General features: G+C 71.6%; 13 protein-coding genes. 5 read left to right on the forward strand and 8 right to left on the reverse strand.

Going from position 1 to position 12,854, the window contains the following annotated elements:
* Positions 1–137 precede the first annotated feature (137 nt).
* Entirely contained in the window at positions 138–503 is a 366-nt protein-coding gene (locus tag ACY34J_RS22260; RefSeq protein WP_462728378.1) for an ATP-binding protein, read from the reverse strand.
* 142 nt (positions 504–645) lie between these two features.
* Here ACY34J_RS22260 and ACY34J_RS22265 point away from each other — a divergent pair, with 142 nt between their 5' ends.
* Positions 646–1,470, forward strand: coding sequence for a helix-turn-helix domain-containing protein (locus ACY34J_RS22265; RefSeq protein ID WP_462728377.1), 825 nt, complete (start codon positions 646–648; stop codon positions 1,468–1,470).
* Entirely contained in the window at positions 1,454–1,738 is a 285-nt protein-coding gene (locus ACY34J_RS22270) for a DUF397 domain-containing protein (protein WP_462728376.1), read from the forward strand. Before ACY34J_RS22265 ends, ACY34J_RS22270 begins: the two co-directional genes overlap by 17 nt.
* On the opposite strand, the gene ACY34J_RS22275 is transcribed toward ACY34J_RS22270, so the two are convergent.
* Together ACY34J_RS22275 and ACY34J_RS22280 are read right to left on the reverse strand one after the other, a co-directional pair.
* On the reverse strand, positions 1,735–1,986 hold the full coding sequence (locus ACY34J_RS22275; protein ID WP_462728375.1) for an SCO5918 family protein: 252 nt from the start codon (positions 1,984–1,986) through the stop codon (positions 1,735–1,737). The two genes, ACY34J_RS22270 and ACY34J_RS22275, sit on opposite strands and share 4 nt — an antisense overlap.
* Before the next feature lie 143 nt (positions 1,987–2,129).
* Entirely contained in the window at positions 2,130–2,789 is a 660-nt protein-coding gene (locus ACY34J_RS22280) for a maleylpyruvate isomerase N-terminal domain-containing protein (protein WP_462728374.1), read from the reverse strand.
* A gap of 108 nt (positions 2,790–2,897) precedes the next feature.
* Here ACY34J_RS22280 and ACY34J_RS22285 point away from each other — a divergent pair, with 108 nt between their 5' ends.
* Positions 2,898–3,776, forward strand: a complete 879-nt coding sequence (locus tag ACY34J_RS22285; RefSeq protein WP_462728373.1) for an ion channel — start codon at positions 2,898–2,900, stop codon at positions 3,774–3,776.
* Positions 3,777–3,912: 136 nt separating this feature from the next.
* Here the strand turns inward: ACY34J_RS22285 and ACY34J_RS22290 are convergent, their stop codons facing one another.
* Positions 3,913–5,325: a hypothetical protein gene (locus ACY34J_RS22290; RefSeq protein ID WP_462728372.1), complete on the reverse strand. Its 1,413-nt coding sequence runs from the start codon at positions 5,323–5,325 to the stop codon at positions 3,913–3,915.
* A 463-nt stretch (positions 5,326–5,788) separates the two neighbouring features.
* On the opposite strand from ACY34J_RS22290, the gene ACY34J_RS22295 reads away from it, so the two are divergent.
* Positions 5,789–6,958: a steroid 3-ketoacyl-CoA thiolase gene (locus tag ACY34J_RS22295; protein WP_462728371.1), complete on the forward strand. Its 1,170-nt coding sequence runs from the start codon at positions 5,789–5,791 to the stop codon at positions 6,956–6,958.
* Between the two features lie 197 nt (positions 6,959–7,155).
* Positions 7,156–8,001 carry an aldo/keto reductase gene (locus ACY34J_RS22300; RefSeq protein WP_462728370.1) on the forward strand — a complete coding sequence of 282 codons (846 nt, stop codon included), beginning with the start codon at positions 7,156–7,158 and terminating at the stop codon, positions 7,999–8,001.
* A gap of 326 nt (positions 8,002–8,327) precedes the next feature.
* Here ACY34J_RS22300 and ACY34J_RS22305 read toward each other — a convergent pair whose 3' ends face one another.
* Genes ACY34J_RS22305 through ACY34J_RS22320 form a run of 4 tightly spaced genes read right to left on the reverse strand, consistent with a single transcriptional unit; the run spans position 8,328 to position 12,800 of the window.
* Positions 8,328–9,347, reverse strand: a complete 1,020-nt coding sequence (locus tag ACY34J_RS22305) for an ECF transporter S component (protein WP_462728369.1) — start codon at positions 9,345–9,347, stop codon at positions 8,328–8,330.
* Positions 9,344–10,963 carry an ABC transporter ATP-binding protein gene (locus ACY34J_RS22310; protein WP_462728368.1) on the reverse strand — a complete coding sequence of 540 codons (1,620 nt, stop codon included), beginning with the start codon at positions 10,961–10,963 and terminating at the stop codon, positions 9,344–9,346. Before ACY34J_RS22310 ends, ACY34J_RS22305 begins: the two co-directional genes overlap by 4 nt.
* Entirely contained in the window at positions 10,960–12,174 is a 1,215-nt protein-coding gene (locus ACY34J_RS22315) for an energy-coupling factor transporter transmembrane component T family protein (protein WP_462728367.1), read from the reverse strand. Before ACY34J_RS22315 ends, ACY34J_RS22310 begins: the two co-directional genes overlap by 4 nt.
* Positions 12,171–12,800: an SCO2322 family protein gene (locus ACY34J_RS22320; RefSeq protein ID WP_462728380.1), complete on the reverse strand. Its 630-nt coding sequence runs from the start codon at positions 12,798–12,800 to the stop codon at positions 12,171–12,173. The genes ACY34J_RS22315 and ACY34J_RS22320 overlap by 4 nt, the downstream gene beginning before the upstream one ends.
* Between the last annotated feature and the right edge of the window lie 54 nt (positions 12,801–12,854).

Consider the following 12,854-nt stretch of genomic DNA (forward strand, 5'->3'; position numbering starts at 1 on the left):
CCGCCCCAATGGATCGTCGCGTCTCCACCAGCATCCGTCGCCTTCGGCCCGCCCGCCACTCGGAGCCGGCGGCGCAGGGCTCTGCTCCCAGCAGTCCTCGTCAGGCTGATCGGGTCACCGCGGGGTCGGCGTGTGGCTCATGACTTGGCTGCGCACTCGAACCACACCGTCTTTCCGTCCCCAGGTCCGGGTTCGACGCCCCATGCGTCCACGAGGGCCGTGAGCAGCGCCAGCCCCCGGCCGCTCTCGTCCAGCGGATCGGCTGTGCGGAGGGCGGGCGGTGAAGGCAAGCCGTCGGCCACCTCTACTCGCAGGCCCTCGGGCTGCCGGAGCAGGAGCACGGAGCAGCGGCGGTCCGGCACGTGCCGAACGACGTTGGCCAGCAGCTCCGTAACGCCCAACTCCGCCGCGTCCGTCAGCTCCTCCATCTCCCAGAGCCGGAGGTACGCGCGGACGATACGGCGTACGTGAAGGGCCGAATGCTCACCGACCGTGAAGCTCATGCCGTAACGCCGACGGGGGTTAACTTCCGGTGCTGCGAGGTCAGTTGTCCATTTCACGCCACAAGGGTGGGAGGCGGTGACTACGCTCGGCTACGGAATGAATGCAACCCGCTGTGGGGGCGGGTTAGGCAAGGGGGCACCCATGGTGAACATCCGCGAACTGGACCCGAGCGCATCCCCGCTGGACTACTACGGATTCGAGTTGCGTCGCCTTCGGGAGGCGGCCGGACTCACACAGAAGCAACTCGGCGAGATCGTCAGCTATACGGGCTCGTTGATCGGCCAGATCGAGACGGCGCGCAAGGTGCCGACGCCCGATTTCAGCGAGCGGGTGGACGCGGCGCTCGGTACGGGCGGGGTTCTGTCGCGGCTGATGGATTTGGTGCTGCGCAGCCAACTACCGGCGTGGTTCCGCCAGATCGCGGAACTGGAGGCGCGGGCCACCGAGATTTACGCCTTCCAGGCGCAGTTGGTGCACGGTCTCCTGCAGACCGAGGGCTATGCCCGCGCGGTACTCGGCGTCATGGACACGAGTGACCTGGACAGGAGGGTGGCCGCCCGGCTGGCGCGTCAGCGCATCCTGGAGAAGGAGAAGCCGCCGGTGCTGTGGGTGATCCTCGGCGAGGGGGTGCTGTACCAGGAGATCGGTGGCGCGGATGTCATGCGGAACCAACTCACTCACTTGTTGAGGTTCCAGGACAACCCGAGGGTGAACGTCCAGGTGCTGCCCTTCACGGCGGGAGCGCACGCCGGACTGCCGGGGTCGTTCAACATCTTCCGCTTCGCCGATGACCCGGCCATCGTCTACACCGACGACTACGAGACGGCCCATCCGACCGCCAATCCGCATGAAGTCCAAGCGCGTTCCCTCCGTTACGATCACCTCCAGGCCGCGGCTCTGTCCCTGCAGGACTCGGCGGAGCTGATCCAGCGCGTAATGGAGGAACGCTATGGAGAGCACCCCTGATCTGACCACCGTCCGCTGGCGTAAGTCCAGTTACAGCAGCGACACCGGCGGCACCTGCGTCGAGTGCGCCACCCTCGGCGGCGCCCAGTGGCGTAAGTCCAGCTACAGCGGCGACACCGGCGGCGAGTGCGTCGAGATAGCCGCCCTGCCCCACGCCGTCGCCGTCCGCGACTCCAAGGACCCCGACGGCCCCGCCCTAACCTTCACCGCCGACGCCTTCGCGGCGTTCGTCACCGCCGCCGCGACCGGCGAGTTCGGCGCGTTCTAAATGCTCGGGGACACGGCAGCGGGGTGGCAGGTGAAGCCGAGTCGCTTCATCGCGCGCGTGACCTCTCCTGCTGTGAAGTCGCGCCGATCCTGCCTGGTGACGACTGCTCCTACCTGCATGACGGGGTAGGTGCGCGATCCGATCCGGACGGACTCGCCTGTGATGGGCTCGGGCTTGATGCCACTCATGGCTTGTTGCACCTCGCCCGCGGTCAGATCGAAGGGGTAGCCGGCGATGATGCAGCGCATGGGGCCCTCACCAGGGAGAAGGGGTGGTACCGGGGCCCCAGCGTTGCATACGTGGGCCACCACGGAAAGTGTTCGCGGCTATCCGGCCCAACGTCCTCTCGGGGAAAATCCCCGCCCTGGTGGACCAGCGATGCGCGGTTTCCCTATGGGCGGGGTGTGCCGTCCCAGCGCCAGGTGGTGAGGCGGGGGTGCCCGGGCAGTTCGGCGCGTCCGGTGGCCCACAGCAGGGTGGGCCAGGGGTCTGTGGTCTTCGGGGCGTCCGGAAACAGCCGGGCCAGCACGCGCGAGCACAGATCGGCGGGCGGGGTCCAGGGGAGCCCGAGCCCCTGTGCCAGGTCGTGCGTATGCACCAGGGTCTCCACGATCCCCATGCCGGCGAAGCCTTCGGGGTCCGAGACGCCGTAGACGTGGTAGGCGCGGACGTGCGGCGGCGTCGTACGCACCATGGCGACCAGCAGCGCACCGCTCGCCTCGAGTACCTGCAACAGCCCGGTGGGCCCTGCCTCCCGGTTTGCGTGGATGGCGTTCACCGGGCCGCCGGGCCTTCGGCTTTCCCACATGAAGGGCACATGGTCGTCCAAGGGCGGTGAGGCGGGGCCCAGTTGGGCCGCGTATGCGAAGAGGTCGTCACTGAGGTGCTCGACCGTCTCCCAGCAGTCCCACTCCAGCGAACCGGCCTTACCGTCCCACGCCGCTGGAGGCGCCTGGCGAAGAACATCCACGGCGAGTCGCACGGCAAGATCGAGATCATCCGCGGTGACGGGGGACAGGCGGGACGGTCCAGCTTCGATTGATCGAGACATGGCGGGACCGTATCGCGACGCGAGGTGTCACGGCCTGTGGCACTCGAACAACCCGGCGGAGCCACCGGCTCTCACTGCGGCTGGGGGCGACGAATTAGGCTCGCGCCCATGGATTGGTTGGTCTCGCTGATCGGGGCCGTGCTGGTGCTGGCGGCCCTGCGGGACCTGTTTCATACGTTGTGGCACCCGACCCGCCATGGGGGGCTCAGCCGTCTCACCATGGCGGCGCTGTGGAAGCTGTCCTGGCACTTCCATGCCCGCAGGCGCGTCGTGGGGCTCGTGGGACCGCTTGCCATGGTGACGGTGGTCGCCATGTGGGCTCTGGCCATCGTCCTGGGGTGGGCCCTCATCTACTGGCCTCACATGCCGGAGGCGTTCGTCTTCACGACCGGTGCGCCACGGCCGGAGCGGCCCTACCTGCTGGACTCCTTGTATCTGTCGCTGGTCACGGTGGCCACTCTCGGGCTCGGGGACATCGTGCCGACCCATGGCTGGCTCCGCGTCGCCGCTCCGGTGGAGGCGCTGCTCGGGTTCGTCCTGTTCACGGCCACCGTCTCCTGGGTGCTCCAGGTCTACCCGGCGCTCACCCGTCGGCGCGCTCTGGCGGTCAGGCTGGCGCTGCTGAGCGATGCGGACCCTTCGGCGCGGCAGCTCGACGGCGTTGTGGGCGCCTCGATGCTGGAGAGCCTGGCGGCCGAAGTGGTGCGCGTCCGTATGGACTTCACCCAGTACGCCGAGGGCTACTACTTCCATGACGGTGAGGACCACTCCTCGCTGGCGGCTACGGTGGGCTACGCGGCGGATCTCGCCGAGCGCGGGCAGGCGGCCCATCGGGCCGATGTGCGTATGGCCGCCGCTGTGCTGACGGGTGCTCTGGAAGACCTCGCAAACGTCCTGGACCAGCGCTTTCTTCATACGGGGGCACAGTGGAGGGCGGTCTTCGCCGCGTACGCCGCCGACCACGGCCGTAGCGATGTGCCCTCCTGACGGGGGTCGGCAGGCCTGACACCGGCCTGGTGTGAGCCCGGCGGGCGGACCGGCGCGGGATGGTGCCGAGCTCGTCGGGGCCCCGCACCACATGTGCTGCCTCACATGCGGTGCGGGACCGTGCCGACAGGCTCGCTCAGCCGGTGCAGCCGGGGATGCTGTCCTGCGGAGCGCAGTTGTTCGGGTGGTTGCGCTTGACCGTGCTCTTCTTCAGCGTGACCACGCCGGACTCCTCGAAGATGCCGCCCCCGTCGCCGGCCTTGTTGCCGATGACAGAGCTCCGCTTCAGCGTCGTGGAGCCCACGCCGGTGAAGATGCCGCCGCCTTGGGCGGTGCCGCCGCCTGAAGCCTTGGCGGTGTTCTTGAGGATCTTCGATTTCTCACTTGTCACGGTGCCACCGGTGATGTTGCTGATGCCTCCGCCCCGGGCGGTGCCTCCGCCTGGGGCGCTGGCGGTGTTGCGGGCTACCACGCTCTTGCTGAGTTCGAGCTTGCCGAGGGGGCCCACGCTGATCGCGCCGCCCGTGGCGATGCCGCCCGGGGCACTGGCTTGGTTACCGATGACACGAGTCCGGGTGAGGGACAGCGTGCCTCCGTTTCCGGCCGCGCCGCCGTTGGCGGTGCCGCCGTCGGGAGCGCTGGATGTGTTGTCGCGGATGACGGTGTCCTTCATGGTCACGGTGTTGCCGGTGTCGTTGTTCAGAGCGCCGCGTGCGATGCCGCCCGGGGCGCTGGAGACGTTGTCGCTGATGACGCTGCCCTTGATCGTCATGGGGGCGAATGCGGCGATGGCACCGAGCGCGAAGCTGCCGGTGCCCGCCGTGACCTTGACGGTGTTATGGGCGATGCGGCTGTGGTTGATCGCCACCGGACCGTCGTTGGCGATGCCGCCGCCCGCGGCGGCATTTTCGCGGTCGGTGCCGGTGTAGCGGGCGGTGTTGTGGCTGACGTCGGTGTGGTTCAGCGTCGCCGTGCCGTCGTTGTCGATGCCCCCACCCTCGGCGAACAGATTCGACGATGCGGTGTTGTGGACCACCCGGCTGTGGTTGAGCGTGAGTGTGCCCTGGTTGTTGATACCACCGCCGCAGACCACCCCCGGGATGGGGAAGAGGGGGCAGTCTGTCCCCTTGCCGCCGCTGATGGTGGTCTTGTTGAGGGTCAGGGTGCCGGTGGGGGCTACGAGGAGGATGCGGAAGTCTGGGGCGGACCGGGCGCGCTTGATGGTTGCGCCGTTGCCGTCGATGGTGATGTTGCTGGTGATGGCGGGCAGGCCGTTGGCGTGGTTGGTGTAGTCGGGCTTTGTCAGCTTGTAGGTGCATCCGGGGGCCAGGCGGAGTGTGTCGGGGCCCGGTGAGATGTTGGCCCTGCCGATCGCGTCGATGAGCTTCGGGACCGAGCAGGGCACGGACACGGTGGCGGCGTGGGCCGGTGTGGCCGGGAATGCCGCCACGGTGGCGGCTGCCAGACCGGCCGCGGCCAGCAGCCGTCCCGGACTCGGTCGCCGGACGCCGAGGGCGGCGCCGGCTCTTCGGAAGTTCTGCCAGGGCATCAGGGTGCTCCTCCTTCTGAACCAAGAGGCACCCCGTCGGATGCGCTTCGATCCGCGGCCCGGCGGTCCCGGGCCGTGTGGTCGAGCTGGGATGCCGGGATCAGCGGATCATGATCTTCCGCTGCCGGCTTCCCGGCCGGGCCGTTCGGGGGAGCCGCGACGGCTCGAGGGGCCGCGTACGCCGCCGACCACGGCCGTAGCCTCTGCTCGCCGCGGTGACGCCGTGAAGTACCTGATCGAACCGGGCACAGGATGTCGGGCCCGGAGGGCGAGCCTTCCCCGGCGTGAGTGACCGTCAAGGGTTGGTCGAGACGGCGCGGGGAGAGGGCGGTGACGTCGGGCGCGCACGCCCCTTGCGTACCGGCGGTAGCGGCATAAAACTTCGAGAAGAACTAGAACGCGTACTAGTTCTGGCCGTGGGCGCCGGGACGTCCCGCGGACACGCGCGAGGAGAGGACGAGGCATGGCCGCAGAACCCGTCATCGTCGAAGCCGTACGCACGCCCATCGGCAAGCGCGGAGGCGCGCTCGCCAACCTCCACCCGGCCTGCCTGCTGGGGGAGACCTATCGCGAACTCCTCGCCCGCACCGGCATCCAGCCGGACTGCGTGGAGCAGATCGTCGGCGGCACGGTCACCCATGCCGGCGAACAGTCCATGAACCCGGCCCGTAACGCCTGGCTGGCGTGCGGCCTGCCGTACGAGACCGCGGCGACGACCGTGGACTGCCAGTGCGGCTCCTCGCAGCAGGCCAACCACATGGTGGCCAACATGATCGCGTCCGGGGTGATCGACGTCGGGATCGGCTGCGGCGTCGAGGCGATGTCGCGGGTGCCGCTGGGCAGCGGTTCCAAGTACGGTCCGGGCAGGCCCTTCCCGGACGAGTGGAACGTGGATCTGCCGAACCAGTTCGAGGCGGCGGAACGGATCGCGCGGCGCCGCGGACTGACGCGGGAGCGCGTGGACTCGCTCGGGCTGCTGTCCCAGGAGCGGGCGGCGCAGGCCTGGGCGGAGGAGCGTTTCAAACGAGAGACGTACGCCGTACAGGTCCCCACGACGGAGGAGGAGCAGGCGGCGGGCCAGGGCATGTGGCGCCTGGTGGACCGCGATGAGGGGTTGTGCGACACCAGCATGGAGGCACTGGCCGGGCTCAAGCCCATCATGCCGGCCGCCGTGCACACCGCCGGCAACTCCTCGCAGATATCGGACGGGGCCGCCGCGGTGATGTGGGCGTCGAAGCGGATGGCGCGCGCGCTGAAGCTGAAGCCCAGGGCGCGGATCGTCGCGCAGGCGCTGGTCGGAGCCGACCCGCACTACCACCTGGACGGGCCGGTCGACGCGACCCGGGCGGTGCTCGGCAAGGCGGGGATGTCGCTGAAGGACATCGACCTGGTTGAGATCAACGAGGCGTTCGCGTCTGTGGTGTTGTCGTGGGCGCAGGTCTTCGAGCAGGACCTGGAGAAGGTGAACGTCAACGGTGGCGCGATCGCGCTGGGGCACCCGGTGGGGGCGACCGGGGCGCGGCTGATCACCACGGCGCTGTATGAGCTGGAGCGCTCGGACAAGGAGTTCGCGCTGATCGCGATGTGCGCGGGCGGGGCGCTGGCGACGGGGACGATCATCCAGCGGCTGTGAGCCGGAGCAGGTCAAACGCGCTGAGTTGCACGACCATGCCGGTGGTGATGGCCTGAAGGAGTCGTGCGCTGCCCTCCGGGGGCTGCCCGGCAGCGTGAGTGTGGGCAGGACACGACCGGGGGGGCGAGCGCGGGGATCGCGCGCCGCGGTCTCGCCCGGGCGCACGGCGGACGGGCCGAGCTTCCGGGAGGGCAGGGATGGCGACAGCAGTGATGCGTACGATTCCGCTCCCGTCGGGGGAGGAGATCCCGGCTCTCGGGCAGGGCACCTGGTACCTCGGCGAGGACCCGAGCCGGCGTCGCCAGGAGATCGCAGCCCTGCGGCTGGGCCTCGACCTGGGGATGACCGTCATCGACACGGCGGAGATGTACGGGGACGGCGCCGCCGAGGAACTCGTCGGCGAGGCCATCGCCGGGCGCCGTGAGGAGGTCTTCCTGGTCAGCAAGGTGCTCCCCAGCCACGCGAGCCGCCGGGGCACCGTCGCCGCCTGCGAGGGCAGCCTGCGGCGGCTCGGTACGGATCAGCTGGACCTGTATCTGCTGCACTGGCGCGGACGGTTCCCGTTGGAGGAGACCCTCGCCGGATTCGCCGACCTGGTGGCCGCGGGAAGGATCCGCTACTGGGGTGTGAGCAACCTGGACGTCACCGACATGGTCGAGCTGACCTCCCTGCCCGGCGGCGAGACGGTGGCGCTCGACCAGGTGCTCTACAACCTCACTCGGCGCGGCATCGAGTGGGACCTCCTCCCCTGGTGCCGCCAGAACGGGGTGCCCGTCATGGCGTACTCACCGATCGAGCAGGGGCGGCTGCTGCGTGCCGAGCCCCTGCGGGCCGTGGCCCGGCACCTCGGGGCCACCCCCACCCAGGCGGCGCTCGCGTGGGTGCTCGAACAGGGCGTGGCCGCGATTCCGCGGTCCGGACGGCCCGAGCATGTAGAGGAGAACCGCGAGGCCGCGGACCTGCGTCTGACTCCGGACGTGCTCGCCGTTCTCGACGAGGCGTTCCCGCCGCCCGACGGCCCCGTACCGCTGGAGATGCTCTGACCCTCCGGCTCCCCCGTCCCTTCCGGGCTCCGGACGCCGACAGAGCCGGGACGGTGAGGGACCGACACCGCCGTAATGGGTGGCGAATGCACTGTTCGGTCTGGGGGCTGCAGTGCGGTGCACTTGTGCGGTGCGGGTCCGACGCCCGGCCGCCCGAAGGCGACCAGCCGCGCCACCTGCCTGCCGAGCGCCCGGTGCGGGATGCGCGGCACGGACGGGGCCGCGGTCGGCCGGCCGGGGGCCGCCGTACGGCGGGCACCGCCATTCCATTTGTCGTGGACGGCCGCCGATTCGGCCGCTGGGCAAGGCGGCATGCCGGTTGTCGGTCAGGGGCGTTCCGTGACCGGGCCACTCCAGCTGACGGACGGTTCGAAGGCGGCCCGACGGGTCGCCCGGCGAAGTGCCTTGAGCACGGTGCTGCCGAGCGTCAGGACCAGCACCACGGTGAGCGCCGCACGCCCCAGGTCCCAGCCGAGCGACGTCGCCGCGCAGTAGGCGAGGAAGCGGACGATGTTCTCGTGGAACGGATCGCCGGGCACGAAGGAGATGCCCGAGGACAGGCCCGGCAGATACGTCCAGCCCTGGAGGTTCATCACGGTGCCGTAGGCCACCGCGGACGCGGCCCCGTACGCCGCGAGCATCAGCCGCTCGGCGCGCCCGCGCAGCCGGTGCGCACCGGGCAGCAGACCGGCGCCCATGGTCACCCAGCCCATCGCCAGCATCTGGAACGGCATCCACGGCCCGACCCCGCCGGTCAGCAGCGCGGACGCGAACATCGTCACGCCGCCGAGGACGAAGCCGAAGCCGGGGCCGAGCACCCGGCCGGACAGCACCATCAGGAAGAACATCGGCTCCAGACCCGCTGTCCCGGCCCCGAGCGGACGCAGCGCGGCACCGGCCGCCGCCAGCACACCGAGCATCGCGACGGCCTTGGCGTCCAGCCCGGTGTCGGCGATCGTCGCCATGACCACGGCCACGAGCAGCGGCAGCAGCGCGGCGAACAGCCAGGGGGCGTCCTGGGAGTGGGCGAGTCCGGAGCCGGCGGAGGCGAGCAGCGGCCAGCCGAAGGCGGCGGCGCCGATCGCCGAGACCAGCGCGAGGGCGGTGGCGGCGCGGGGACCGAGCCGGATGGCTTGCGGTCGGCGGTTGCCGACGGCGGGGGCGGGTGCGGCGGTTGGACCCGCCGCCGGGGCGGGGTTCGGCGCGGGCTTGCCGTCGCGCGGCCGCGGTGTGCGCGGGCCCGTTTCGCCGTGCGGGCGCGGCGCTTCGCTCGGGGGAAAGAGGCGCCGCATGCGCTGTGCCGGCCCGGCGGGGGACTTGTCGGTGTGCTCGTCGCGCGGCGTCATTCGGCGCCTCCGGCGCCAAGCGCATGCCGTATCTGGGGGACGGTCAACCAGCGCTGTGGGGTGAGGATCTTCGCCACCTGGGGGGCGAACGCCGGGGAGGAGAGCACCACATCCGCCGTCGGGCCGTCCGCGACGACCTCGCCGTCCGCCAGGATCACCACCCGGTGGGCGAGTTCCGCTGCCAGCTCCACATCGTGCGTCGCGAGCACGATCCCGTGCCCGTCCGCCGCCAGCCCCCGCAGGATCTCCACCAGCCGCGTCTTCGCCGCGTAGTCCAGCCCCCGCGTCGGCTCGTCCAGGAGCAGCAGCGGCGGACGAGCCGTCAGCACGACCGCCAGCGCGAGCGCCAGCCGCTGCCCCTCCGACAGATCGCGCGGATGCGCGGCATCCGGCACGTCCGGCAGCAGCTCCGCGACCAGCGCCCGGCACGTCCCGGGCGGCACCTGCGCATCCGCATCCGCGGCCGCGCACTCCGCCGCGACCGTGTCCGCGTACAGCAGGTCGCGCGGCTCCTGCGGCACCAGGCCGACCCGTCGGATCAGCTCCTGTGGGCGCGTACGGTGCGGCGTCACGCCCCCCATGCGCGCCGATCCGCCCGTCGGCTCATGCGCCCCCACCAGTGTGCCCAGCAGCGTGGACTTGCCCGCGCCGTTGCGGCCCATCAGCGCGACCGTCTCCCCGGGCCGTACGGACAACTCGACGCGGCGCAGCGCCTCGATCCGCCCGCGCCGTACCGACAGTTCGGTCACTTCGGCGACCGGCTCCGCCGGCTTCGGCTCCACGGCGGTGTACGGGGTGAGCGATGCCAGCCGCTCGCGCAGCGGGGCCGCCTTACGGCGCGCGTCCCGTACCGAGAGGGGAAGCGGCGACCAGCCCGCCAGCCGGCCGAGGGCGACCACCGGCGGATGCACCGGCGATACGGCCATGATCTCGGCGGGTTCGCCGACGAGCGGTGGCTCGCCGGGCGCGGGCAGCAGGACGACCTGGTCGGCGTACTGCACGACGCGCTCCAGCCGGTGTTCGGCCAGCAGAACCGTCGTGCCCAGGTCGTGGACGAGCCGCTGCAGCACGGCCAGGACCTCCTCGGCCGCGCCGGGGTCCAGCGCGGACGTCGGCTCGTCGAGCACCAGGACCCGCGGGTGCGGGGTGAGAACGGACCCGATCGCCACGCGCTGCCGCTGCCCGCCGGAGAGGGTCGCGATCGGGCGGTCGCGCAGCTCGGCGAGCCCCAGCAGGTCGAGCGTCTCCTCGACCCGGCGGCGCATCACGGCCGGGGCCAGGCCGAGGGATTCCATGCCGTAGGCGAGCTCGTCCTCGACGGTGTCGGTGACGAAGTGGGCGAGCGGGTCCTGGCCCACGGTGCCGACGACATCGGCGAGTTCGCGGGGCTTGTGCGTACGGGTGTCGCGGCCCGCGACGGTGACGCGGCCGGACAGGGTTCCGCCGGTGAAGTGCGGTACGAGCCCGGAGACGGCGCCGAGCAGGGTCGACTTGCCGACGCCCGAAGGGCCGACCAGCAGGCAGAGTTCGCCCTCGGGGACGGTGAAGTCGACGCCGTGGATCGCGTATCCGGGCGCGTCGTCGTACGCGACGGACACGGTGTCGAACCGGATCACGGGGTTCCCTCCGGGTGGTCGGTGCGGGGTGCGGGCCGGTCCGGGCCGGTCCCTGTGCGGGGTGGCGCCGGGGCGATCCAGGCCGGGAGCAACCCCAACAGCGCGCCCGCCGCAGGCCACAGCGGCAACGTCGGCGCCGTCGGCGGGACCACGGACGGGTGCAGGCCCGCGGGGTCGGCCGAGGCGGACCAGATCATCAGCGCCGCCACGGCGACACCGCTGCCCGAAACCAGCCACGCCCGTACGCCCCACGCGTCGGGTCGGTAGCGGCTGCGCACCGAGCGACGGCCGCCGAGCCACAGCCCGATGAGGGCCGCCGCCAGGCCGGCCAGCAGCAGCGGCAGGCCAAAGCCGTTGCCCTGCTGGGCCAACAGCCCGTACGTACCGGCGCAGACCCCGAGCAGGCCGCCGAGCGTACAAGCGGTGGTCGTGAGCCGTACGGCGCGCGGGACCTGCGCCGTACGGCCGTACCCCCGGGCGTCCATCGCCGCGGCGAGAGCCACGGACCGCTCCAACCCGCCCTCCAGGACGGGCAGTCCGATCTGCAGGACTGCCCTGACGCCCTTGTCGGGGCGACCGCGCAGGCGGCGGGCGGCACGCAGCCGCGCCACGTCGGAGACGAGGTTGGGGGCGAAGGTCATGGCGACGACGACGGCGACGCCGACCTCGTACAGCGCGCCGGGCAGGGACTTGAGCAGCCGGGCCGGGTTGGCGAGGGCGTTCCCGGCGCCGACGCAGGCGAGCAGGGTGGCCAGCTTCAGCCCGTCGTAGAGCGCGAAGACCAGGCCTTCGGCGGTGACCCGGCCGCCGATGCGCACGCCTCGGGCCCACTCCGGGAGCGGGATCTCGGGGAGGGTGAACAGTGTTGTGCTGCCGGGGATCGGGGAGCCGAGGACGATGGAGAAGACGATCCGGATGGCGACGACGAACAGGCCGAGCCTGAGGAATGCGCTGTAGCTGCGCGCCCAGGGGGCGTCGGTGCGGCGGGCCGCGACGACGTAGCCCGCGACGGTGGCGAGCAGGGCGAGCAGCAGCGGATTGGTGGTACGGGAGGCGGCGGTGCCGAGGCCGAGGGCCCACAGCCACCAGGCGCCGGCGTGCAGGGCGGTGCCGCGGGATGCCGCGGGCGGGCGCAGCGAGAGCCGCCGGCGACGCGGATGGGCGATGGGCCTGTTGTCGCGGGGTGGCACTGGTCGTGGCTCCGTGGTCATCCGCGGCGGCGGCGCGCCTGCCACAGCGCGGCGGCGCCGAGGCCGAGGACGACCGCAAGTCCCGCGAGGAGGCCCGCGGACGGGCCGCCGTCCTGAGCCGCCCGCTTCCGCTTCGCCGACGCGTCGGCCTTCGAAGCCGACGCGGAGCCGTCGCCGGATATCTCGTCGGCGCAGCCCGTCTTCGGGTAGCCGGAAATCGCGCACAGCAGCGCGTCGGAGTTGTAGCGCAGCGGCTTGGCGACGGCGGCGAGCGCTTCGGCGGTCGTCGCGTCCTCGGCGACGCGAGCGCACTCCGTACGGGGCTTCGGCGGCGTCTCGCCGCCGCGGCCGGCAGCGGCTGGGGGAGCGTCCGCCGCGGTGCCGAAGTCGATGACGAGCGCGATCCGCTTGGCGCCGCGCTTGGGGTCGGTGCCCCCGCAGATCGTGTCGAAGGCCGCGGTGCCGCGTGGCTGGGCGGCGTCCTGGGAGTCCTCGCTGACGGAGAAGCGGAAACCGTGGATATCGCCGTCGGCCGGCCGCGCGGTCGCCGGCCCCTCGGTGGCGTATGCCCAACTGCCGCCGTGGCGCTCCCAGAACGACCAGTAGCGGTACCCCTGGGCGGACCCCGCGGCCAGGGTCCTCGGCATGTGCGGGTGCCCGGCCGCTTGCGCCGGTATCGCGCCCAGCACGGTGCCCGCGGC

Source organism: Streptomyces sp. HSS9-12 (assembly GCF_054963655.1).

What these genes read in the sequence shown, in the direction of transcription:
- ACY34J_RS22320 (WP_462728380.1), bottom strand. Translation starts at nt 12,800, where the DNA reads ATGCCGAGGACCCTGGCCGCGGGGTCCGCCCAGGGGTACCGCTACTGG.
- ACY34J_RS22315 (WP_462728367.1), bottom strand. Translation starts at nt 12,174, where the DNA reads ATGACCACGGAGCCACGACCAGTGCCACCCCGCGACAACAGGCCCATC.
- ACY34J_RS22295 (WP_462728371.1), top strand. Translation starts at nt 5,789, where the DNA reads ATGGCCGCAGAACCCGTCATCGTCGAAGCCGTACGCACGCCCATCGGC.
- ACY34J_RS22280 (WP_462728374.1), bottom strand. Translation starts at nt 2,789, where the DNA reads ATGTCTCGATCAATCGAAGCTGGACCGTCCCGCCTGTCCCCCGTCACC.
- ACY34J_RS22285 (WP_462728373.1), top strand. Translation starts at nt 2,898, where the DNA reads ATGGATTGGTTGGTCTCGCTGATCGGGGCCGTGCTGGTGCTGGCGGCC.
- ACY34J_RS22275 (WP_462728375.1), bottom strand. Translation starts at nt 1,986, where the DNA reads ATGCGCTGCATCATCGCCGGCTACCCCTTCGATCTGACCGCGGGCGAG.
- ACY34J_RS22260 (WP_462728378.1), bottom strand. Translation starts at nt 503, where the DNA reads ATGAGCTTCACGGTCGGTGAGCATTCGGCCCTTCACGTACGCCGTATC.
- ACY34J_RS22300 (WP_462728370.1), top strand. Translation starts at nt 7,156, where the DNA reads ATGGCGACAGCAGTGATGCGTACGATTCCGCTCCCGTCGGGGGAGGAG.
- ACY34J_RS22265 (WP_462728377.1), top strand. Translation starts at nt 646, where the DNA reads ATGGTGAACATCCGCGAACTGGACCCGAGCGCATCCCCGCTGGACTAC.
- ACY34J_RS22270 (WP_462728376.1), top strand. Translation starts at nt 1,454, where the DNA reads ATGGAGAGCACCCCTGATCTGACCACCGTCCGCTGGCGTAAGTCCAGT.
- ACY34J_RS22290 (WP_462728372.1), bottom strand. Translation starts at nt 5,325, where the DNA reads ATGCCCTGGCAGAACTTCCGAAGAGCCGGCGCCGCCCTCGGCGTCCGG.
- ACY34J_RS22305 (WP_462728369.1), bottom strand. Translation starts at nt 9,347, where the DNA reads ATGACGCCGCGCGACGAGCACACCGACAAGTCCCCCGCCGGGCCGGCA.